Annotated in this window: 18 protein-coding genes and 1 tRNA gene; 17 read left to right on the top strand and 2 right to left on the bottom strand. The window is 48.8% G+C overall.

The genetic code is table 11. The features are described from left to right. Nucleotides 1-104 precede the first annotated feature (104 nt). The 5 genes from BMY62_RS12165 (at nt 105) to BMY62_RS12185 (ending at nt 6,023) form a co-directional block, all read left to right on the top strand. On the top strand, nt 105-1,073 hold the full coding sequence (locus BMY62_RS12165; RefSeq protein WP_090660390.1) for an acetyl-CoA carboxylase carboxyltransferase subunit alpha: 969 nt from the start codon (nt 105-107) through the stop codon (nt 1,071-1,073). Beyond that, complete coding sequence (gene tilS, locus BMY62_RS12170; protein ID WP_090660329.1) at nt 1,042-2,415, top strand: tRNA lysidine(34) synthetase TilS; 1,374 nt, start codon at nt 1,042-1,044, stop codon at nt 2,413-2,415. The genes BMY62_RS12165 and tilS overlap by 32 nt, the downstream gene beginning before the upstream one ends. Nucleotides 2,416-2,445: 30 nt before the next feature. Next, nucleotides 2,446-3,531 (top strand): dTDP-glucose 4,6-dehydratase, encoded by a 1,086-nt coding sequence (gene rfbB / locus BMY62_RS12175; RefSeq protein WP_090660332.1) that lies wholly within the window; start codon nt 2,446-2,448, stop codon nt 3,529-3,531. Then, entirely contained in the window at nt 3,509-4,441 is a 933-nt protein-coding gene (gene rfbD / locus BMY62_RS12180) for a dTDP-4-dehydrorhamnose reductase (RefSeq protein WP_090660335.1), read from the top strand. The genes rfbB and rfbD overlap by 23 nt, the downstream gene beginning before the upstream one ends. Nucleotides 4,442-4,520: 79 nt before the next feature. Further along, complete coding sequence (locus BMY62_RS12185) at nt 4,521-6,023, top strand: porin (RefSeq protein ID WP_090660338.1); 1,503 nt, start codon at nt 4,521-4,523, stop codon at nt 6,021-6,023. Between the two features lie 257 nt (nt 6,024-6,280). Here the strand turns inward: BMY62_RS12185 and BMY62_RS12190 are convergent, their stop codons facing one another. Continuing rightward, complete coding sequence (locus BMY62_RS12190) at nt 6,281-6,904, bottom strand: HNH endonuclease family protein (protein ID WP_090660341.1); 624 nt, start codon at nt 6,902-6,904, stop codon at nt 6,281-6,283. A 139-nt stretch (nt 6,905-7,043) separates the two neighbouring features. On the opposite strand from BMY62_RS12190, the gene BMY62_RS12195 reads away from it, so the two are divergent. Then, nucleotides 7,044-10,436, top strand: a complete 3,393-nt coding sequence (locus BMY62_RS12195) for a M20/M25/M40 family metallo-hydrolase (RefSeq protein ID WP_256207596.1) — start codon at nt 7,044-7,046, stop codon at nt 10,434-10,436. Nucleotides 10,437-10,801: 365 nt separating this feature from the next. After that, nucleotides 10,802-12,568: a tetratricopeptide repeat protein gene (locus tag BMY62_RS12200; protein WP_090660347.1), complete on the top strand. Its 1,767-nt coding sequence runs from the start codon at nt 10,802-10,804 to the stop codon at nt 12,566-12,568. Nucleotides 12,569-12,626: 58 nt separating this feature from the next. Here the strand turns inward: BMY62_RS12200 and BMY62_RS12205 are convergent, their stop codons facing one another. Further along, nucleotides 12,627-13,880, bottom strand: a complete 1,254-nt coding sequence (locus tag BMY62_RS12205) for a YfiM family lipoprotein (RefSeq protein ID WP_090660349.1) — start codon at nt 13,878-13,880, stop codon at nt 12,627-12,629. Nucleotides 13,881-14,265: 385 nt separating this feature from the next. Here BMY62_RS12205 and minC point away from each other — a divergent pair, with 385 nt between their 5' ends. The 10 genes from minC to ychF all read left to right on the top strand — a co-directional run bounded on the left by minC (nt 14,266) and on the right by ychF (nt 21,533). Further along, nucleotides 14,266-15,087, top strand: a complete 822-nt coding sequence (gene minC, locus BMY62_RS12210) for a septum site-determining protein MinC (RefSeq protein WP_090660352.1) — start codon at nt 14,266-14,268, stop codon at nt 15,085-15,087. A 21-nt stretch (nt 15,088-15,108) separates the two neighbouring features. Continuing rightward, on the top strand, nt 15,109-15,921 hold the full coding sequence (gene minD / locus BMY62_RS12215) for a septum site-determining protein MinD (RefSeq protein WP_090660354.1): 813 nt from the start codon (nt 15,109-15,111) through the stop codon (nt 15,919-15,921). Further along, a complete protein-coding gene (minE, locus tag BMY62_RS12220) occupies nt 15,918-16,196 on the top strand; it encodes a cell division topological specificity factor MinE (RefSeq protein ID WP_090634483.1) in 279 nt (92 codons plus the stop codon). Before minD ends, minE begins: the two co-directional genes overlap by 4 nt. 106 nt (nt 16,197-16,302) lie before the next feature. Further along, nucleotides 16,303-16,965, top strand: a complete 663-nt coding sequence (gene lolB / locus BMY62_RS12225; protein ID WP_090660357.1) for a lipoprotein insertase outer membrane protein LolB — start codon at nt 16,303-16,305, stop codon at nt 16,963-16,965. 36 nt (nt 16,966-17,001) lie between these two features. After that, nucleotides 17,002-17,859: a 4-(cytidine 5'-diphospho)-2-C-methyl-D-erythritol kinase gene (ispE, locus tag BMY62_RS12230; protein ID WP_090660360.1), complete on the top strand. Its 858-nt coding sequence runs from the start codon at nt 17,002-17,004 to the stop codon at nt 17,857-17,859. Continuing rightward, a tRNA-Gln gene (locus BMY62_RS12235) sits at nt 17,850-17,924 on the top strand. Before ispE ends, BMY62_RS12235 begins: the two co-directional genes overlap by 10 nt. 136 nt (nt 17,925-18,060) lie before the next feature. Beyond that, nucleotides 18,061-19,011, top strand: a complete 951-nt coding sequence (locus BMY62_RS12240; protein ID WP_090660363.1) for a ribose-phosphate pyrophosphokinase — start codon at nt 18,061-18,063, stop codon at nt 19,009-19,011. 65 nt (nt 19,012-19,076) lie between these two features. Continuing rightward, nucleotides 19,077-19,715, top strand: a complete 639-nt coding sequence (locus tag BMY62_RS12245) for a 50S ribosomal protein L25/general stress protein Ctc (protein ID WP_090660366.1) — start codon at nt 19,077-19,079, stop codon at nt 19,713-19,715. Between the two features lie 103 nt (nt 19,716-19,818). Then, complete coding sequence (pth, locus tag BMY62_RS12250; protein WP_177170382.1) at nt 19,819-20,385, top strand: aminoacyl-tRNA hydrolase; 567 nt, start codon at nt 19,819-19,821, stop codon at nt 20,383-20,385. A 56-nt stretch (nt 20,386-20,441) separates the two neighbouring features. Next, nucleotides 20,442-21,533, top strand: coding sequence for a redox-regulated ATPase YchF (gene ychF / locus BMY62_RS12255; RefSeq protein WP_090660371.1), 1,092 nt, complete (start codon nt 20,442-20,444; stop codon nt 21,531-21,533). Nucleotides 21,534-21,562 lie beyond the last annotated feature (29 nt).

The raw sequence follows: 21,562 nt of genomic DNA on the forward strand, positions 1-21,562 counted from the left end.
AGGGTTGTTGAAAAGTGATAATAACAGCTCAAAATGCATTGATGCCTGCAGATTCAAAGCTAAATCCTGTATCATCACGTTTTAAAACTTTTTTTTATGCTTACATGAAAATCACTTTTCTGGATTTTGAGCAGAGTATTGCAGAGTTTGAATCAAAAATTGAAGAACTGCGATTCGCCCAGGAGGATTCCGCGCTGGATATTTCAGCAGAAATTGAGCGACTGAAGACAAAAAGTGAAGCTTTGACCAAAAGTGTTTACGCGAAACTGACGCCATGGCAGATTTCGCAAGTTGCAAGACACCCGCAGCGGCCTTATACACTTGATTATATTGAACATATTTTTTCAGACTTTGAGGAGTTGCACGGCGACCGTAACTTCGCTGACGACCATGCCATTGTTGGTGGGCTGGCACGTTTTAATGGTCATGCAGTAATGGTGATTGGCCATCAGAAAGGGCGGGATACGCGAGAGAAGATTCATCGAAATTTCGGTATGCCAAAACCGGAAGGATACCGTAAGGCATTGCGATTAATGCGTTTGGCCGAGAAATTTTCCATACCCCTGATTACCTTTATTGATACCCCGGGTGCATATCCTGGTATAGATGCTGAAGAACGCGGGCAATCCGAGGCGATCGGAAAAAACCTGTATGTGATGGCTGAACTCAACGTGCCTATAGTGTGCATCGTCATTGGTGAAGGCGGTTCGGGTGGTGCACTGGCGATCGCCGTCGGTGACATGGTACATATGCTGCAATACGCCACTTACTCAGTCATATCACCTGAAGGATGTGCGTCGATACTCTGGAAAAGCGCGGATAAAGCGCCAGAGGCGGCAGAAATAATGGGCATCACTGCCGAGCGGCTTAAAGCAGCGCATTTAATTGACAGTATTGTTGTCGAACCGGTTGGCGGTGCACACCGCAACTATCCCGCTATGATGCAATCTGTAAAATCTGTGATACAGGATTCACTCAGAAAGCTGCAGGGTTATTCTGGTGATGCGCTTATTGAGAAGCGTCTGGAACGATTGATGATGTATGGTTCGTTCAAGGAGGAAAAAGTCGAATAATACAGATTATCTGGTAGACGATGTCGAAACAGTATTACGGGCAACCACCAAGCCGGGAGATCGCCTGACTGTCGGTCTGAGCGGCGGTGTCGATTCAATCGTACTGCTTGATGTGTTATCGATAGTATCCAGGCGCATGCCGTTTGAATTATCTGCAGTGCACGTGAATCATGGAATCAGCTCACAGAGTAAAGCCTGGAGTCATTTTTGTTGTCGTCAATGCTATGGATACGATATTCCTGTTTTGGTTGCGTACCTGAAAGTTGAGAAACCCCGGGGAATGAGTCTTGAAGCTGTTGCGAGAGAAAAAAGATATCGCATTTTCAGTCAATTGAATGGAGACTATCTGGTATTGGCGCAGCATCGGGACGATCAGGTGGAAACACTGCTGTTGCAACTGCTACGCGGCGCGGGTGTCAGGGGATTGAGCGCCATGCCTGTCATGCGCAAGCAGGCTGAACATACGGCGCCAACAATTTTAAGGCCGCTTCTAAACGTGCCTCGCGCTGATATTGTTAGCTATGCGCGCCGGCATGGACTGAACTGGATTCATGACGAAAGCAATGATGACCGGAATTTTAACCGAAACTTTCTTCGCCATGAGTTATTGCCGGTCTTGCGCAGGCGTTTTCCGGCTTATTCGAAGACGCTGCTGCGATCCAGCCGGCATATGGCCGAGGCGGCCCTATTGCTCGACGAACTGGCAGCAATGGATGCAAAAAGCTGCCTGAATGGCGACAATCTATATGTCCCTGCACTGCGTGAACTCAATCTGCCGCGCGCCAGAAATCTGATACGGTTTATGTTACACAGACATAATATCCAACTGCCGGCAACGGTCAAGCTTGACGAGATACTGAACCAGCTGCGTTGCGCCAAAAAAGACACACAATTGCGGGTAGTGATCGACAATGCCGAAATTCGATATTTTAAGGACCGTATGTATATCCTGCCTGTGCAAAAACCGCCACCCAGACATTTTCAGCATACATGGCAAGGGGAACAGTGCATGCAGCTTGCGGAACTGGGTGGCTCGCTACGTTTTGTATCGATACAGGGCAGGGGGCTGAGCGCGTTCAAATTAAGGCAGGAAACGGTGTGCATCCGGGTACGAGAGGGCGGTGAACACTTTACACCCGATTGTAAGCGGCCGCGACGCAGTTTGAAGAACCTGATGCAGGAGGCCGCTATTCCACCCTGGCAGCGATGTTCCATACCATTAATTTTCTGCGGCGAGAAGCTGGCGTGGGTGCCGGGTATTGGCGCAGATTGTGAATTGCAGGCTACGCCCCAAGAGATGGGAATTGTGCCCGAATGGCTACCGGAAAATCCCGGGGAATAATTTTTTCGTGGTTAACTATAGGCAGATTATATGATTTTAGTGACAGGCGGGGCGGGTTTCATCGGTTCAAATTTCATTCGGGAGTGGTTGATGCACTCAAATGAGACCGTTATCAATCTGGACAAATTGACGTACGCGGGAAATCTGCAGAATTTGGCGTCGATATCGAATGACAGCCGTTATATTTTTATACAGGGGGATATCGGCTGTCAGGAGCTTGTATCAGGGCTGCTTGAGCAGTATTGTCCAAGAGCGGTGATCAACCTTGCGGCCGAGAGCCATGTCGATCGGTCGATCCACGGGCCCGGTGAATTCATTCAGACTAATATTGTAGGCACGTTCCAGCTGCTTGAAACGGTTCATGCGCACTGGTTAACGCTTGATGGGCAGGCAAAATGCGGTTTCCGTTTTCTGCATGTCTCGACTGACGAAGTGTTTGGCTCTCTGGAGTCGGAAGAAGCGGCCTTTACGGAAACGCACCGATATCAGCCGAGCAGCCCGTATTCAGCCAGCAAAGCATCCAGTGACCATCTGGTCAATGCGTATCACAAAACGTACGGTTTGCCGACACTGATGACAAATTGCTCCAATAACTACGGGCCATACCAGTTTCCGGAAAAACTGATTCCACTTATGATCACTAACGCTCTTGTTGGCAAGGCGATGCCTGTTTATGGTGATGGCAGGCAAATACGCGACTGGCTATATGTATCCGATCACTGCAGTGCGCTGCGTCGTGTGCTGGAGACCGGAAGGCCGGGTGAAACATATAATATCGGGGGGTGGAACGAAAAACGAAATATCGACATTGTGCAAACCATCTGTGCATTGTTGCAGGAATTGGTCGTGCCATCCCCAGTTGGTGACTATCACAAACTGATCACGTATGTGGCGGATCGGCCGGGTCACGACACACGTTACGCCATTGATGCCCGCAAAATAGAGCGTGAATTGAACTGGAAGCCCGCTGAAACATTTGACAGTGGTATTCGCAAAACAGTGCAATGGTATCTGGACAATCAGGACTGGATAGCCAGTGTTCAGACCGGCAGCTACCGTCAGTGGATTGACCAGCATTATGGTCGGAGCGTTCATGAAAATACTGCTGTTCGGTAAAAATGGCCAGGTTGGCTGGGAGTTGCAGCGCAGCCTGGCGCCGCTGGCTGCGCCGGTTCAGTTGATTGTTCTGGGATCGGACAGTTCTGTTTTATGCGGTAATCTGACGAAACTCAAGGGTATTCGCCAGACAGTAGAAACTGTCAGGCCGGACATCATTATCAATGCGTCGGCGTACACCGCGGTTGATAAAGCGGAGCAGGAACCCGAACTGGCGCAAATCATCAATGCCGAGGCACCGGCTGTGCTCGCCGATGAAGCCCGGCGGATAAAAGCATGGCTGATTCACTATTCGACTGATTATGTGTTTGACGGTAGTGGTGACCAGCCCCGAACAGAAACTGCAGCGGCAAATCCGCTGAGCGTATACGGCAAAACCAAATTGAGTGGGGAAAAACATATCATCGCATCAGGTTGTGCGCATATCATTTTGCGCACCAGCTGGGTATATGCCACTTATGGCAACAATTTTGTCAAGACCATGCTCAGGCTCGCCCGAGAACGCGATCAACTGCGAGTTGTTGACGATCAGTTCGGCGCTCCAACGGGCGCTGAACTGATCGCTGATGTGACTGCGCATATTATTCACGCGTTACATACCCGAAAAAAAGAATCTTCTGTCAGCGGACTGTATCATCTGACCGCGCAAGGCTGCATATCCTGGTTCGGATTTGCGCATTTTATTCTTGCTCATGCGGCCAAAACCGGTTTGCCCTTGAACGTACTGCCGCAGGCTTTGCATCCGATTCCCAGTAGTGATTATCCGACACCGGCAAAACGTCCATTAAATTCACGGCTGGATACAGCAAAGATTCAGAAAACGTTCAACCTGTATCTGCCTGAATGGCAGCACGGTGTGTCCAGAGTGCTGACTGAATTACTAGTCGATTCTGTCTTTGTTACCCGATAAATATTACTAATTTGTTAATGTAATATAAATGTAACACTACTGTAATAACCTTCTCTCCGGAATTTTCACTGGAGAAAACATGAACATTTTTGGACGAAAGGGAAGGGCAAGTCTGTTCGGTTCGGGACGAAAAATATTGTCGTGCTCTGCGGCAATCCTGTTGTTGACAAATGCTACCTATGTGTTGTCGGCATTGACGCTCTATGTCGATACGAAGACCAATCAGGTGTATACCACGCCGGGCAAAAACCGGGTAAAGCTGGGCGATTTCGAGCCCGTGAGACAGGCCGAAAATGCAACTGTTCAGGCTGATGAGAAAAACGCGCAGGCGATTGAGGCGAGAATCGATCATAAGATGCAAGAGCTCAAAGCGCTTGAAGCCAGGCTGGAAGAACAACAGCAGGCAATACAGGCGGCAGCTGAACAGCCTGAACCGGTTCTGGTGCCTGAAACCGAGCCGGAAAAAACTGCAGCCAAAGAAGAAACGAAATGGTATGACAAAATCAAGATTGGCGGATATACGCAGTTTCGTCAAAGTGCCGGCCTAGGTGGTGATCTGGAAAATCTGTCGTCGCCCGGTGACAAATCGATCGAAGAGGATACCAATTATTTCATTCGTCGTGCACGCCTGGTATTCCAGGGCGATATCACTGATCATTTGAAGCTTTATATGCAGACAGAATTTGCAGGCGGCGATGTTTCGGTGCGTGATATGTATGGCGACCTGTACTTCGATAAGAAAAAGGAGTTTCGCGTGCGTCCGGGTATGTCTAAGATTCCGAACAGTTTCGAATTGTTGCAGTCTAGCCGTGACCGTCTGGCTTTCGAACGCGCCGACGCGCTCAGTACTGGAGTTCGCAACGAACGGGACACGGGTGTGTTCTTTTACTGGACGCCCGAACATATCCAGAAGCGTTTCAGTTTCCTGAGAAAAGGACTTAAGGGGTCGGGAGATTATGGCGTAATCGGCTTGGGCGCGTATACTGGCCAGGGTATTAACGAACGCGACAAGAACGACAACCTGCACTTTGCCGCGCGGCTGACATATCCGTTCCAGTTCAGTAACGGGCAGATTTTCGAAGCTGGCGTGTATGGTTACACCGGTCGTTTTGTGCCGACTGTCGCGGCAAACGCCGATGCCGGCATTCTCGCAGCGCCGGTCTTCAATAAAAAAGGTTATCGTGATGCACGTATCGGGCTTCATGCGATTTTATATCCGCAGCCATTTGGTCTCCAGGCTGAATGGAACTGGGGCAAGTCACCACAGTTGAATGATGACAGGACGCGCATCGTATCCGGCGACATCAACGGCGGTTACGTACAGGCGATGTATAAATACGACAGTTCGTGGGGTCCCCTTATTCCGTATTTCAAGTGGCAAAAATATGATGGTGCGGAGAAGTTCGCGGATAATGCTCCATTTGCCCGCGTCCGGGAAATCGAAGCGGGGCTGGAATGGCAGATACGGCCGGAAGTTGAATTCGTTATCGCTTATTCGCACATGGACAGAACCAACGTCAAAAACCTGATCCATGTGAAAGATGCGAATTTGATGCGGTTTCAATTGCAGTGGAATTATTAGCCGGTAACTGAGAAACAGTCTGTATAGCCGCTGCCATGTCTGCAGTGGACGAAAACAGGTTTGGCTATTGGTTGAATAACATGTTTTCGTCCGATTCAGTTTCGTATCATTTTTTTCAGCCTAACGCTGCTTATCGATTTTTCGGCAAACAATATGTCAATCAGGCTGAGCTGTGCGCCATTCGCAAAATGAATTATTGCAAATAACGCTGTCCTGTGACATGTCTGTTGACCGACGTCGCCGTGTCATCAATGCTTTTATCTAGGCGAACAATCGGCAGCTAGCCGTTTTAGAATGGTACGTTCCTCTCTGCTGTATATCAGCCGGTACTTGTCCTTGACATGTTGCCAGCGGCGGCCGTATTCGCACCAGAATGATCTGTCTGGCGGCAGCCATTCATGTGGAGCTTTGTCGGATTTGGCCTGGTTGGTGGCATCATCGACAACGAGCAGATTGTCGAAATCGTTGGCGAATGTGCGGCGCTGCGCGCGCGTCCAGTTGTCTGCACCATGCCTGTGGGCATGCGCGAGCGGCACGATATGGTCGATATCGACATCGGAAGCTTTGGTGAATTTCCTGCCGGTGTATGGACCGACCCATACACCAGTCTTGACAGTACACCGACGTGCGTCTTTGAATTGAACAGGTATACGGCTGGTTGCAATGAGCATTTCCTGTCGGGTGTTCTGGCAGTCCCTGTCCGCATCAATCCAGTGCGGCCAGTCTTTGCGCTGATAGGGAGTACTGGCTGCCTGGATACCGTCGGCTGGTTGTACTTGCTTCGCAAGCTGCTGACAGCCGGACAAAAAAATCAGCGCCAGTAGCGTAAGCGCGGTAGCAAATCTGGCCGAGGCCACTGTTTTTCCGAGTTTGCTATGCATGTTCAGCTACCAGGCTTTATCGCGCGGATGGATTTACCAAAATATATGGGTTATGCTTGAACGCCAAACAGCCTTGCTGCAATTCAATGCCGCCGTCTGCGGTTCTGTAATTTGATATGACCTGGATAAATCTGAATACATGAATGTATATAAAGCGCGTCAATTATTAATTGTTCTTATAGCCGGTCTTGCTATGCTGTTTTGCAGCATGACCGCAGTGGGCTACGGTGAGAGATTTCATCATCAGATGGATGTGTCAATCATACCGGATTCAGCAGAAATCAAAGTTGTCGACCGGATCAAGATTCCACAACGCTACCTCGAGAGCGCTTCAACAGCGATTCAATTCAGTCTGCATGCGCATCTGACGATCGATGCCGTAGGAGGCGGCAAGGTGGTCCCCGCTGAAACAGGTACGCTAAAAAGCGCATCTGTACCATTGCGTCATTATACGTTGATACCGAAATCCTTGTCCGAACCGGTTACGCTGCATTACAGCGGCACCATTCATCATGCTGTTCAGGAACCAGGGCAGGAATATGCGCGCAGTTTCAGTTATACGCCTGGTGTCATTTCATCTGAAGGGGTATTTCTTGCCAGTTCGAGTGTCTGGTATCCTCATTTTAGTGAACCGATGGTGTCGTTTCGCATGAATGTGCGATTACCGTTCCAATGGGATGCGGTCAGCCAGGGTTCGTTGATCAGCGAACATGTTGATGAATCCGGTACTGTAGTTGTCTGGGAGGAATTGAATCCGCAGGATGATATTTACCTTGTTGCAGGTCGTTACCAGCGTTACAGTCAGCCTGCCGGCGCAGTGCAGACACTGGTATATCTGCGTGAGACGGATGAGCTGCTTGCGCAGCGATATCTGGATGTCACGGCGCAATATATCGGTATGTATGGCAAGTTGATCGGTGCTTACCCTTACGGCAAATTCGCGCTGGTCGAGAATTTCTGGGAAACCGGTTATGGCATGCCTTCGTTCACTCTGCTAGGGCCAAAGGTGATTCGCTTTCCGTTTATTCTACATTCGTCGTATCCGCATGAGATCCTGCATAACTACTGGGGTAATGGTGTGTTTGTTGATTACACCAGAGGCAACTGGGCGGAGGGACTCACGGCGTATCTAGCCGATCATCTGGTTAACGAACAGCGCGGCAAAGGCGAGGAGTATCGGCGCGACGTGCTGCAAAAATACGCCGATTTCGTCGGCAAGAAGAAAGATTTTCCTATTGCACGTTTTGTTGCACGGCACAGTTCGAGTTCTGAAGCGGTCGGGTACGGCAAAACCATGATGTTTTTTCATATGCTGCGAAGGCAGGTTGGCGACGAGACGTTTATTCGTATGCTGCGGCAGTTGTATGATCAGTATAAATTCAAGCAGGCTGGTTTTGACGATTTGCAGACCCTGTTTGGTGAACTGGAGCCAGGCGGTTTTTCCACATTTTTCGAGCAATGGGTACATCGCACCGGTGCACCTGAACTGACTTTGCAGGATGCAGTCGCAAAAAAAACACCGCATGGTTACGCACTTAAAATCAAACTCGAACAATCACAGCGAGACGAGGTGTATCAGCTACAGGTGCCTGTTGCGGTCCACCTGGAGGGTGAAGCGCAGGCATATCAGACGCAGGTGAACATGAAACAGCGTGAGCAGGCCATTGAAATGGATTTTCAGACGCGTCCGTTGCGTGTGGAGATCGATCCGCAGTTTGATGTTTTCAGACGTCTGGACAGCCGTGAAATACCGCCAGCGCTTTCGCAGGGATTTGGCGCCGAGTCACCGCTGCTGATTTTGCCCAGTGGTGAAGGCGCGCACATGCGGCAGGCATATACAAAACTGGCTGAAACCTGGCAGCGGTCGCAACCGGGCCGGTTTGAAATAAAGCGCGATGATCAGCTGGAAAACCTGCCACCGGACCGTATGGTCTGGATCATGGGCTGGCAGAACCGCTTTGCCGAACAAGCTGCAGACATATTGACAGAACATGCTGTGCGATTTGAAGGAAGGCGGTTGAAATTGAACGAACAGACGTTTACAGATGATGCCCATGCGATAGCATTGACCGCGCGTCAACCGTCGCATGCGGACAAGACGATCCTTTGGGTGGCAGCACATAATCCGCTGGCTGTTGCCGAACTGGCCCGAAAGCTGCCGCATTATCGCAAATACAGTTATCTGGCTTTTGAAGGCGACGACCTTGTGAATATCCATAAAGGTCAATGGCCGGTTATTCAGTCGCCGTTATCGGCTGTTGTCCGGCAACCGGACGATGAATCAGAAAATCCCGTTTATACGGCCAAACTGGAAAAACGCGTGGCACTGGCGCAATTGCCACCGGTTTTTTCGTCCAGCCGTATGATGAAGGATATCACCTATCTGGCTGGCGAAGCATTGATGGGGCGCGAATTGGGAAGCGCCGAGCTCGATGAAGCCGCTCACTATATTGCACAGCAATTTCAGCAGGCAGGCTTGCAACCAGGCGGTGACGGTGGCAGTTATTTCCAGAATTGGCAGCAGAATGTCGGCAAGGCCAAGGGGACAATTGCCTTGCGCAATGTAGTCGGTATTCTGCCTGGTAAAAATCCGCAATTGACCGAGGAGAGTGTAGTGATCGGTGCACATTACGATCATCTTGGTACGGGCTGGCCGGATGTGCGTACAGGTAATCAGGGAAAAATTCACTATGGTGCAGATGATAACGCCAGCGGTGTGGCTGTAATGCTTGAGCTGGCGCGCGAGGCCGCTTCTAAGTGGCAGCCGGAACGCAGTATCGTGTTTATCGCCTTTACCGGTGAAGAGTCCGGATTGCTGGGATCGAAGTATTATATAAATCATATGAAAGATTATCCGGCTGAAAAAATAACTGCCATGCTGAATCTCGATACCGTGGGGCGTCTGGGTGAGCACCCGGTCACTATACTGGGGGCAGGCAGTGCGCAGGAACTGGTGCATGTCTTTCGCGGCGCGGGCTTTGTGACAGGCGTTCCGGTAAATGCGGTGCTTGACGACTTTGGGTCCAGTGACCAGGCAGCCTTTATCGAAGCGGGCATACCGGCAGTGCAGTTTTTCGCGCGCGCCCACGAAGACTATCATGCGCCTGGCGATACGGTTGATAAAATTGATGGTGCCGGACTTGTCAAGGTTGCGGCTGTACTTAAAGAAACAGCTGAATATCTGGCCAGCCGTATCGAACCGTTGACTGTGACGCTGCAATCCGGCACGGCTCACGGTGCACAACAGACAGGCGAGCCAAAAGCCAGACGCCGCGCCCGACTGGGTACCGTTCCTGATTTTGCATACCGCGGACAGGGCGTGCGCGTTGACAGCGTCATAGCCGGCACTCCCGCGCATCATGCGCGACTACAGACTGGGGATATCCTGATACGTTTGGCCGATCAACAAATCAGCGATCTGGCCTCATATTCCGAGATTCTGAAAACGCTGCAAGCGAGACAGTCGGTCGAACTGCACTATCATCGCGAAGGGCAGGTGCATATGGTTGAAATCATACTCGATGTACGTTAACCACTTGTTTTGTAATTATTCATCTCAATGAACTTTTGTGGAACAACGGTGTTCTCAAATACAATTAATGTGATCATGGATGAATGTCCATAGATTTTTTCGGTCATGACCTGTTTGTGCAGACAAAGTGTATGAACAATAATATCAATTGGAAATTATAAGCCCGTTTTATACATATGCTGAATGCGATTTGCTCTGATTGTCCAGTGTGTTAGAAATGCACGGTTTTGCCGGGTTATATTCAGTGAAAAGTAAAACAGAATCTATTAAAATAATAGGAAACAACGAGATTGTTCATCTGTCCTGTCAAGGTTCAAGCATTGTCAGCGCACTGTTTTTTTACTTTTATCGTCTCTGGATTTTTAATGAAACTTAACATTCTTGTTCTTCTGTTGATATTTGGTCTGACTGCGTGCGCCCAGCTTCCCGTACAGGAAGATAGCGAGATAGCGAAAAAATCCAGCCAATCCGAAAAAGCCGCTGACTCGGATAATTCCAGTCATGACAACGCAGAAGAACAAATCGATGAAACAAAGTTGCCCAGGCAGGAACTGACCGCGCCGATATTATTTGATTTTCTGCTTGCCGAAACTGCATTGCAGCGTGGCAATCTTGAGATTGCTGTCAGTCGTTATCTGAAGCTGGCGCACATGACTCGCGATCCGCGTATTGCCAAACGTGCCAGTGAAATTGCGCTGCATGCACGCCAGCCGTTTGCGGCCGAAAAAGCTGCATCGATGTGGGTCGAGTTCGATCCGGATTCACTTGATGCACGACAGACATACGCTGCGATGCTGGTTAATTTCGGTAAACTTGATGCAGCGTTTCCTCACCTGGAAAAACTACTGGCCTCAGACAAGGAAAATGTCGGCGCGGCGTTTATGCAGCTCAACCAGTTATTGTCCCGTAATCCAAATAAAAGTGAAATACAGCGATTGATCCAAAAGCTGGCTGTACCGTATCCAAAATTGCCGGAGGTGCATTTTGCTATTTCGCAGGCGGCCTGGTTTGCAGGGGAATATAAGACGGCTCAGGCTGAGATGGAACAGGCGCTTTCACTGCGCCCCAACTGGGAGATTGCCGCCGTACAGAACGGCAGAATGTTGCAACGGCATTCCAATATTGATGCCGCCAATTTTTACCGCGCCTTTCTTAAGAAATATCCGGAAACAACCGAAGTGCGAATTGCTTATGCACGGCTTCTGGTTGAACTGAACGAGAAAGAACTGGCACGGGAGCAGTTACGGGTTCTCTTTGACAGGAATCACGAGGATGCGGAAATCATGGTGGCAATTGGGCTGATTTCAACGGAACTGTATGATTTTGATATGACGGAAATGAGCCTGAAAAGAGCCCTGACTTTGGGCTATAAGGACGCCAGTGCGATACATTTTCATCTGGCCAGAGTTTATGAGGAAATGCAACAGTCCGACCTGGCGATGGAATCTTACCGGCAGGTCAAGCGAGGCGGGCGATATTTACCCGCGCAGATTCGTTATGCTGACCTGCTGGCGCAAAAAGGACAACTGGATGATGCGCGTTCGCATATTCAACAGTTACCGGCAGCAAACGATCAGCAAACTGCACATCTGATTCTGGCCGAAGCTCAGATTATGCGTCGCGCGGGCTCGCATCAGGAAGTATTCAGAATCCTCGATCGCGGGTTGGAAAAATTGCCCAATTACCCGGAATTGCTGTATGACCGTGCGCTGGCGGCTGACAAAATCGGAAAGTTTGAAATTCTGGAAAAAGATTTACGGAAATTAATCGAGCTCAAGCCGGATAATGCGCATGCCTATAATGCACTGGGATACAGTTTTGCTGAGCGTGGTCTGCACTTGCCCGAGGCGCTGCAGCTAATTAAAAAAGCAGTCGAGCTGTCGCCAGATGATCCGTATATCATGGACAGCCTGGGCTGGGTTTATTACCGGATGGGGAATATATCAGACGGATTGAATTATTTAAATCGTGCTTTTGCAATCAGTCAGGATAGTGAAATCGCTGCGCACCTGGGTGAAGTGCTATGGGTTCAGGGTGCGCGCGAAGACGCTGAGGACGTCTGGCAATCCGCGCTCGAAAAAGACCCGGACAATGAAGTACTGCTGGAAACTATTAAACGGCTGAAACAGTGATTTATGCTCAATAAAGCAATAACTATCAGGCTGTAAAAAGGATAGTCGTCATAGGGATTCAGTATACAAAGGGCAATGATTCCACGCGCTGTTCAATCGTACTGACCAGCTGTTGATATGCCGGTGTATCAAAGTTACCGTATTGTTGCCTGAAAACGGTTTTGGACAATGATTCGGGAAGGTCGTCCCATTTCGGCATGAGACCTTTGTCATCAATTCCCTGATTGATCAATTGCTGTAATCGAACCGCGTCTGTATGACTGGCTGTGGCAATTTCCCCGAACCGGGTGCCGGCACGGTCTGCCGCGATATCATTAAATGAGAAACCGCTGCCACTGCGTTTATCTTCAATTTCCTTGTAAAGTCCGATGGCGTCAGACAAAGCCGTGTCAGCGTAAGCAGTAATAGCCGCTGAAATAATAAAATGCTGGGCAAAATCCTTGCGACCATCAAGGGTTACGACCGGACGATGGAGAAAAGAGGGGGGTGCTGTCTCAGGAACCAGAAAATTGAGGGGCAGACCCATGATGTAAAATGTTGCTGCAAGTATGGCTGCGCGATTTTCCTTTTGTGCAGAATTATTAACTGAATATCGTGCAGCCATTTGCATGAGCGGCTGTAAGATCTGCGACAGGTCAAGTTCAGTCTGGTGCCGGTTGCTTTGGGCAAGCAGATTGTAATAGCGGTTAACGCGTTGTTGCTCAGATTTGCGGAGTACGGGAAAATGGCCGTTTGACAAATTGAGCCCCCCTTGCCACTGATACCGGATTCTTAGCGCGGTGGCTGAAATGCGCATGTGTTTGACTGCAGATAGTATCGTGTCGTAGCTGGAATAATTGTGCAGCCAGCTGATTGCCTGATTGACTAAAAACTGGCTGACAGAATCCGGTATTGAAATGTGACCGATACTGACCGCGTGTGGTTTTGGCAGCCAGTCGCTTTCCACAAAGGTGGCTTCAAGGTTAATAAATCCCGGGACGGCATTGAAAGGTAGTGGCAGGCTGGCCCGGATTTTTGCCTGGCGATGTGCCATGTGCATTTGTGCCTGACCGTTAGCCAGATGCTTTACCAGATAATTTGCTGCGATATCTGCATCTTCTGGATGAATACTGATTGTCACAATACGGTTGTTCAGTATACGCTGGCGGTGCTGATCAAACGCTTGCCTAAAGCGTTCTATATGTTCAGGAGAAACTTTTGTCTGTTGTTCGACATACGGTTTTTCGTCAATGATCAAAAAAATCAACAAGCCGAACAGTAATGATGCGGTGCAGGCAGTTGCGACCAGGAAAAATAACAATTTTCGAACCATAGTCGTTATAAATCACTCGTACAGTAATTGTGTATTAACGCCACAATATCATTAAAACTGTATTGTGGGAAAATTACATTTTTCTGATATCCGTACTGCTGGTTTATAAACAAGTTATAATTACCCACGTATGGTCAAGTGGCATGTTTTCGCCTGAATGGATCCAGACATCAAATAATTGATGAACGTATCAAATAGTCGTGAAAAGACCGTATCAGGCTCGCAATGCAAGGGTATGGATTATTGTTGAGAAATTTGCTGAAAATATTCTGCGGACTAAATATTAATGATGGCATCGATATGACCAATTCTGATCTATCTGTATAATTACGAGAGCCAATCCCAATCCAACAATTGATGAAAGATGTCGACGAGTCCACAAAAAATGCTTAATTCATCGTCTGTCCTTGAATTCAAAAGTACTACTTTTTTTACGCCTATCTTGATTTTGAATACTAATGACATCGCTGCCATCGAGCAGACATTGCAAGAAAAAATCAGTATGGCGCCGGATTTTTTTAAACATTCTCCACTAGTGATCGATGTGCGCGAACTGAATAAATCAGAGCTGGATTTTAGTGTAACCGAGATTGTTGAAACGCTGCGCAGAATCGGCTTGTTTCCGATTGGTCTTCGCGGCGGCACTGAGCAGCAAAACAGTCAGGCACAAAAACTATCGATACCAGTTGATGCCGGACGTGATCATGATGCCGGAGCTGCTGCACAGCACGACAGGCGTGCCGCTGTAGCTACGGACGCCGGTGCCGAAAACCCGGCTGCAGAATCAATGAATGGGGAAGACAAAAGTCCGAAAGCAGCTGCAACTGCAGCTTCAGCAACTGCGGGCCTAACGGCTCAATCCGCGGTACCTGTTCAGCCTGTCAGGACTATGCTTGTTACACAGCCTGTGCGTTCAGGGCAGCGTATATATGCGCCAGGGGATTTAGTGGTGATGTCGCAGGTTAGCGCCGGTGCAGAGATTATGGCTGAAGGAAATATTCATGTCTATAATACTTTACGTGGCCGTGCGTTAGCGGGTGTACAGGGTAATACCAGTGCACGGATATTCTGTCTGGATTTGCAGGCTGAACTTGTTTCTATCGCTGGAGATTACAAGACCAGCGAACATATTACCAAAGCAATACAAAAGAAACCGGTACAGATTTATTTGCAGGACCACGCGTTAATTATTAATGAAATTGCCTAAATTTTAGCTAAGGAGACTCAATTGGCAAGAATTATTGTTGTGACATCAGGAAAAGGTGGTGTTGGTAAAACAACAACAAGTGCGGCGATTGCCATGGGATTGGCAAAAAAAGGCCATAAAACCGCTGTAATCGATTTTGATGTGGGATTGCGCAATCTCGATTTGATTATGGGCTGTGAGCGTCGTGTTGTTTATGATTTTATTAATGTAATCAATGGGGAAGCGAGTATTAATCAGGCTCTGATCCGTGATAAGAACTGCAACCAGCTTTATATTCTGCCGGCTTCGCAAACCCGGGACAAGGATGCGTTGACGCTGGAAGGTGTTGGTAGGGTTCTGGAAGAGCTGGCAAAAGAATTCAAGTATATCGTTTGCGACTCACCTGCGGGAATCGAGAAAGGCGCGAATCTAGCGCTTTATTTTGCGGATGATGCATTTGTTGTAACCAATCCTGAAGTTTCGTCAGTACGTGATTCGGACCGCATGCTGGGTATTCTGGCCAGCAAATCGCGTCGGGCCGAGCGGAATGAGGAGCCGGTTCGAGAATATTTGTTGTTGACACGTTACGACCCGAATCGGGTGAAATCTGGTGAGATGCTTGGGCTCGACGATGTGCAGGATATTTTATCACTGCAACTGCTGGGCATTATTCCTGAATCAAAATCTGTTTTAACGGCTTCTAATGCCGGTATTCCAGTAATACTGGATGAAAAAAGCGAAGCAGGACTGGCATACCAGGATGTGGTCGCGCGTTATCTTGGAGAAGATCGTCCGCATCGTTTTATTGATGATAAAAAAGGATTCTTCAGGAAACTTTTCGGAGGCAGATTATGAGTTTGTTGGACTATTTCAGAGCGTCCAAGCCAAAATCGGCAGCCATTGCGAAGGAAAGACTGCAGATTCTGGTTGCGCATGAACGAACCGAACGCAATCGTCCCTCGTATCTTCCGCAGTTACAAAAAGAACTGCTCGAAGTGATACGCAAATACGTGCACGTCGACCAGGAAGCCATTTCGGTAAAATTCGAACAGGATGAAAACCAGGAAACGCTGGAACTGAATATTGTATTGCCCGATTTTCAACAGGAAGAGAAACGTGTCAATATCTGACACGCAGGATACTTTAAAGTAACAAACTGGCGATCGGGTTTCTGTTTACATTTTTTTCAGCATCATTGAAGATCAAACATCCATCATCGAACGACCCGACTTGAAAATGGTATGTTATTTCTTTTTCGGCACCTTTAGCCGATACTTAGGAAACGGCAGATGGTGGCTACATCTTATTTGTTTGCCCATGCTTGCTGGTTGTGCCGGATTGACAATTCAGACAGATCAGGTTTCCAGAACGGTAATTTTTGAACCTGCGACAGATCGTGTTGCCGCAATGGCAGATGGTTTTGAATTGCTTGGCAGGGTGGCGGTACGTAACGAACAACAGCGATTTTCCGGGAATGTACATTGGCAGCATACAAGCATCGAGGATACGCTGATGCTGTTGTCGCCACTTGGTCAGGCAGTTGCCGAGATCGTCAGAAAACGAGGTGGTGTCACGTTGACTACGTCCAAACAGGAAACATTTTATGCGGACAATGTGGAAGATTTGACTGCCGCTCTGCTCGGGTGGCGTTTGCCTCTGAATGGTTTGCGATACTGGGTTCAGGGGATGCATTCACCATTGAGTCGGGCAACTGTCGATTTTGACAGTGAAGACCGTATAATCGCAATCAGGCAGGATGGCTGGGAGATTATATATAGGCAGTATTATCAGAACGAGGATGAATCATTCAACCGCCAAACGGTGCGGCCAAGAATTGTTGAACTGCAAATTGAAGATTTAACGATCCGACTGGTCGTGGATAACTGGACCGAGATCTGATTTGGTGGTGATATTTTCGCGATAGTGATGCCATCAATGACGACACTGACCTGTTCCGCCCCGGCCAAGCTTAACCTGTTTCTGCACGTCGTAGGTCGGCGGCCGGATGGCTACCATTTGCTGCAGACAGTTTTCCGTCTGCTGGATTTCTCGGATGAGTTAAGTTTTACATTACGTGATGACGGCAAGATAAAACTGTCTGCAGAAACAATGGGCGTGCCCGCGGATCAGAATTTATGCGTGCGTGCTGCAAAATGTCTGCAGGCAATGAGTGGAAGCGGTCCGGGTGTCGATATATCCCTGGATAAGAAAATTCCCATGGGTGGTGGCCTCGGTGGCGGGAGTTCAGATGCGGCGACGACTCTGGTAGCGTTGAACAGATTATGGAATCTGAACCTTGACAGGGAAACGTTGCTGGAACTGGGGCTGCAGCTCGGTGCGGACGTGCCGGTGTTCATTTTCGGGCAAAATGCCTTCGCCGAAGGCGTCGGTGAAAAATTGTCTGCCCTGGAACTGCCTGCAGCATGGTATCTTGTGATTATTCCACCCGTTCATGTGTCGACTGCAGAAATTTTTTCAAGTAAAGAATTGACACGAAACACGATTCCTATCAAAATACCGCCCTTTTCCATATGGCAGGGACATAATGATCTCGAGCCTGTGGTATGCCGTCTTTATCCGGAAGTGGCGGTTAGATTAGAGTGGCTAAAGCAGCTGAAAAATACTACAATAGCTGCCATGAGTGGGTCTGGTGCCTGCGTGTTTGCCGAGTTTGCGACGGAGCGCGAAGCGTGTGCGGCCTATGCCAGCTTGCCGGATGATATGACAGGGTTTGTGGCACGTGGATTGGATTGTCATCCGATGTACACTGCTTTGAAAAAGAATGGGGAGTAGCCAAGTGGTAAGGCACCGGATTTTGATTCCGGCATTCGTAGGTTCGATCCCTACCTCCCCAGCCATTATAAAGACTTCCAGAACATTCAGAAAAATGCTGGCGGACAGACTGATACCAAACCGCATTATTTGCCGGTCTATGTTGACGGGAGCCGCAAGCATTCCTGATATGCGCGTCTAACATATGCCTAAATCAATATAATGTCTTACGACAGTTTAATGGTATTCACCGGCACGGCTCATCCGCAGCTGGCCCATGATGTTGTCAAGCACCTTAATATCCATCTGGGACGTGCGACGGTGGGGCGTTTTAGTGACGGTGAAATTATGGTGGAAATCCTCGAGAATGTGCGTGGCAAGGATGTTTTCGTCCTGCAGTCGACCTGCGCTCCAACCAATGACAGCCTGATGGAAATTCTGGTAATGGTTGATGCGCTTAAACGTGCATCTGCAGGAAGAATTACTGCGGCCATACCTTATTTCGGTTACGCGCGCCAGGACAGAAGGCCGCGTTCAGTAAGGGTGCCGATTACCGCCAAGGTGGTCGCCAATATGCTGACCAGTGTCGGTGTGGACCGTGTGCTGACGATGGATCTTCATTCTGATCAGATTCAGGGTTTTTTTGATATTCCCGTCGATAATGTTTATGGCATGCCCATTCTGTTGGGCGATGTCTGGAAACATGACTATCAGGATCTTGTTGTGGTCTCTCCCGACGTTGGCGGTGTTGTCCGGGCCAGGCACATGGCAAAACGTTTGGAATGCGATCTGGCAATTATCGATAAACGTCGGCCGAAGCCCAATGAGGCAAGAATCATGAATATTATCGGCGAGGTGAAAGGTAGAACCTGCGTCATTATTGACGATCTTGTCGATACGGCCAATACGCTGTGTAAAGCAGCGGATGCCTTAAAAGAGGAGGGCGCTGTTGCTGTGATCGCCTATTCGACGCATCCGGTTTTATCGGGGAATGCCGTTGAGCGCATCAACAACTCGAATCTAGATAAACTGGTGGTGACGGACACCATACCGCTGAAGGAAGAGTCTACAGCGTGTGAAAAAATCTGTCAGTTAAGTGTTGCAAATCTGCTGGCTGAGACAATGGTGCGTATCAGTAATGAAAGTTCCCTCAGCTCGTTGTTTATGGAGTGAATGTTTCGCTCATGTGTCATCGATTTGTTTGGTCGCGGACAAATCATTTTTTGTGGAGATATTAAATGAAGATTGAAGTCAGTGCTGAAAAGCGCACGCTGCAGGGAAAAGGTGCGAGCCGCCGCCTGCGTGGTTCCGGCAAGGTGCCGGGGATCATTTATGGTGGAGATAATGCGCCCCAGGCCATTGAGCTGGATCATAACGATATGTATTACAAGCTTAAGATGGAGGCGTTTCATGCATCGATATTGACTCTGAGTGTGGGTGGCTCAAAAGAGCAGGTGTTGTTGCGTGATGTGCAAATGCATCCATATAAACAACTGGTCCTCCATTTGGATTTTCAGCGTGTGGACCAAAAGAAGAAAATTCACATGAAAGTGCCGTTGCATTTTATCAATGCAGATATTGCACCGGGTGTTAAAACATCGGGCGGTAATGTCAGCCATGTATTAACTGAAGTGGATGTCACTTGCTTGCCGAAAGACCTGCCCGAATTTATTACCGTTGATCTGATTGATCTTTCAGCAGGGCATACCCTGCATCTCAGTGATATCATTGTTCCGGAAAATGTTGAAATTACGGCACTGGTCAAAGGCGATGATCAGGCCGTGGCAACAATTACCATACCGCGTTCTGTTCTGTCGAGCGGGTCTGCAGAAGAAGGCGGGGAAGCAGAAGGAGAGGCTGAGGCGTCAGAGGAGTAACAAACCGTTTTAAATGGTGGCCTAAAAAATCTGCTGGATTTGATTATAATCCAGCAGATTTTTGTTTTAGGACTTGTGAACACTGGAACACGTTTGAATTGCGATGAAGCTGATTGTCGGACTGGGTAATCCGGGAAAAGAATATGAGCATACGCGCCATAATGCCGGTTTTGTCTGGATTGATTGCCTGGCGGATGAACTGAAAGTAACGCTGAGACCTGAGGCGCGTTTTAACGCATTGTGCGCGCGTGTCACCATGAATTCGGCTGATTTATGGTTGCTTGAGCCGCAGACGTACATGAATCGCAGTGGCCAGTCAGTTGCCGCGTTATGCCGGTTTTACAAGATTCAACCCGATGAAATTCTCGTCATTCATGATGAGCTCGATTTATTGCCTGGTGCGGTTAAACTAAAATGGGGCGGCGGTCTGGGTGGACATAACGGCCTTAAGGATATTGCCGCTCAATTGGGAACCCGGGATTTCTGGCGATTACGGATTGGTATCGGGCATCCGGGTGACCGCAGTGATGTGGTGCGGTTTGTGCTGCACCCGCCCGGAAAAGAAGAATCCAGGTTGATCAATGAAGCGATTGACCGGAGTCTGCAGATATGGTCGCTGATCGCACAAGGCGATTTTCAGACGGCCATGCTGAAACTGCATACCAAGTAAGTCACCCTGTATCTTAACGATTAAGCAATTCAATAAACCCGAATGAGTACCCGATTATGAGCCTGAAATGCGGTATTGTGGGTTTGCCCAATGTTGGCAAATCGACTTTATTTAATGCGTTGACCAAAGCGGGCATCGCTGCTGAAAATTATCCCTTTTGTACCATTGATCCAAATGTCGGTATTGTTGAGGTGCCCGATCCACGTCTGCAAAAGCTGACGGAAATTGTCAAACCGCAGAAAGTTCAACCTGCCATTGTAGAGTTTGTCGATATCGCCGGGCTGGTGGCAGGCGCGTCCAAGGGAGAAGGACTGGGCAATAAATTTCTGGCAAATATCCGGGAGACGGATGGTATTGTTAACATGGTGCGTTGTTTTTCCAATGACAATGTTACGCATGTTGCGGGCCGTGTGGATCCCGTGTCCGACATTGAAGTGATACAGACAGAACTCGTGTTGGCCGATATGGCAACAGTTGAGAAAGCGTTGCTGCGTGAATCCAAAATAGCCAAGTCTGGTAACAAGGAGGCAATCAAACTGTGCGGTTTTCTTGAAACCGTGCAGGCGCATCTGGACCAGGGCAAACCTGCACGCTCACTTGAACTTGATCATGACCAGCAGCAGTTGCTTAAACCATTGTGTCTGCTGACTGCCAAGCCGGCAATCTATGTCGCCAATGTTGATGACAACGGTTTTCAAAACAATCCGTTGCTTGATAGTGTCAGGGAATATGCGGCGCAGGAGAGCGCGCCGGTTGTTGCAATCTGCGCGTCGCTGGAATCCGAAATCGCGGATCTGGCAGATGAAGACAAACAGGTTTTTCTTGAGGATATCGGCCTGGAAGAGCCGGGGCTCAATCGCCTGGTGCGTGCCGCCTACGACTTGCTGGGACTGCAGACTTATTTTACAGCAGGCGTCAAGGAAGTCAGGGCGTGGACGATTCACAAAGGTGACACCGCGCCTCAGGCCGCAGGCGTTATTCATACCGACTTTGAAAAGGGTTTTATCCGCGCCGAAGTGATCAGTTATGAAGATTTTGTTGCCTGCAACGGCGAACAGGGTGCCAAAGAAGCCGGTAAAATGCGCCTCGAAGGAAAGGAATATATCGTCAGGGATGGGGATGTAATGCACTTCAGGTTCAATGTGTAGCAGACTTCATTTTCAGTCTGCTGCAACTC

Origin of the sequence: Nitrosomonas marina (assembly GCF_900111605.1) — a bacterium.
Classification (GTDB): domain Bacteria; phylum Pseudomonadota; class Gammaproteobacteria; order Burkholderiales; family Nitrosomonadaceae; genus Nitrosomonas; species Nitrosomonas marina_A.

What these genes read in the sequence shown, in the direction of transcription:
- BMY62_RS12165 (WP_090660390.1), top strand. Translation starts at nt 105, where the DNA reads ATGAAAATCACTTTTCTGGATTTTGAGCAGAGTATTGCAGAGTTTGAA.
- tilS (WP_090660329.1), top strand. Translation starts at nt 1,042, where the DNA reads ATGGTTCGTTCAAGGAGGAAAAAGTCGAATAATACAGATTATCTGGTA.
- rfbB (WP_090660332.1), top strand. Translation starts at nt 2,446, where the DNA reads ATGATTTTAGTGACAGGCGGGGCGGGTTTCATCGGTTCAAATTTCATT.
- rfbD (WP_090660335.1), top strand. Translation starts at nt 3,509, where the DNA reads ATGAAAATACTGCTGTTCGGTAAAAATGGCCAGGTTGGCTGGGAGTTG.
- BMY62_RS12185 (WP_090660338.1), top strand. Translation starts at nt 4,521, where the DNA reads ATGAACATTTTTGGACGAAAGGGAAGGGCAAGTCTGTTCGGTTCGGGA.
- BMY62_RS12190 (WP_090660341.1), bottom strand. Translation starts at nt 6,904, where the DNA reads ATGCATAGCAAACTCGGAAAAACAGTGGCCTCGGCCAGATTTGCTACC.
- BMY62_RS12195 (WP_256207596.1), top strand. Translation starts at nt 7,044, where the DNA reads ATGAATGTATATAAAGCGCGTCAATTATTAATTGTTCTTATAGCCGGT.
- BMY62_RS12200 (WP_090660347.1), top strand. Translation starts at nt 10,802, where the DNA reads ATGAAACTTAACATTCTTGTTCTTCTGTTGATATTTGGTCTGACTGCG.
- BMY62_RS12205 (WP_090660349.1), bottom strand. Translation starts at nt 13,880, where the DNA reads ATGGTTCGAAAATTGTTATTTTTCCTGGTCGCAACTGCCTGCACCGCA.
- minC (WP_090660352.1), top strand. Translation starts at nt 14,266, where the DNA reads ATGCTTAATTCATCGTCTGTCCTTGAATTCAAAAGTACTACTTTTTTT.
- minE (WP_090634483.1), top strand. Translation starts at nt 15,918, where the DNA reads ATGAGTTTGTTGGACTATTTCAGAGCGTCCAAGCCAAAATCGGCAGCC.
- lolB (WP_090660357.1), top strand. Translation starts at nt 16,303, where the DNA reads ATGGTATGTTATTTCTTTTTCGGCACCTTTAGCCGATACTTAGGAAAC.
- ispE (WP_090660360.1), top strand. Translation starts at nt 17,002, where the DNA reads ATGACGACACTGACCTGTTCCGCCCCGGCCAAGCTTAACCTGTTTCTG.
- BMY62_RS12240 (WP_090660363.1), top strand. Translation starts at nt 18,061, where the DNA reads ATGTCTTACGACAGTTTAATGGTATTCACCGGCACGGCTCATCCGCAG.
- BMY62_RS12245 (WP_090660366.1), top strand. Translation starts at nt 19,077, where the DNA reads ATGAAGATTGAAGTCAGTGCTGAAAAGCGCACGCTGCAGGGAAAAGGT.
- pth (WP_177170382.1), top strand. Translation starts at nt 19,819, where the DNA reads ATGAAGCTGATTGTCGGACTGGGTAATCCGGGAAAAGAATATGAGCAT.
- ychF (WP_090660371.1), top strand. Translation starts at nt 20,442, where the DNA reads ATGAGCCTGAAATGCGGTATTGTGGGTTTGCCCAATGTTGGCAAATCG.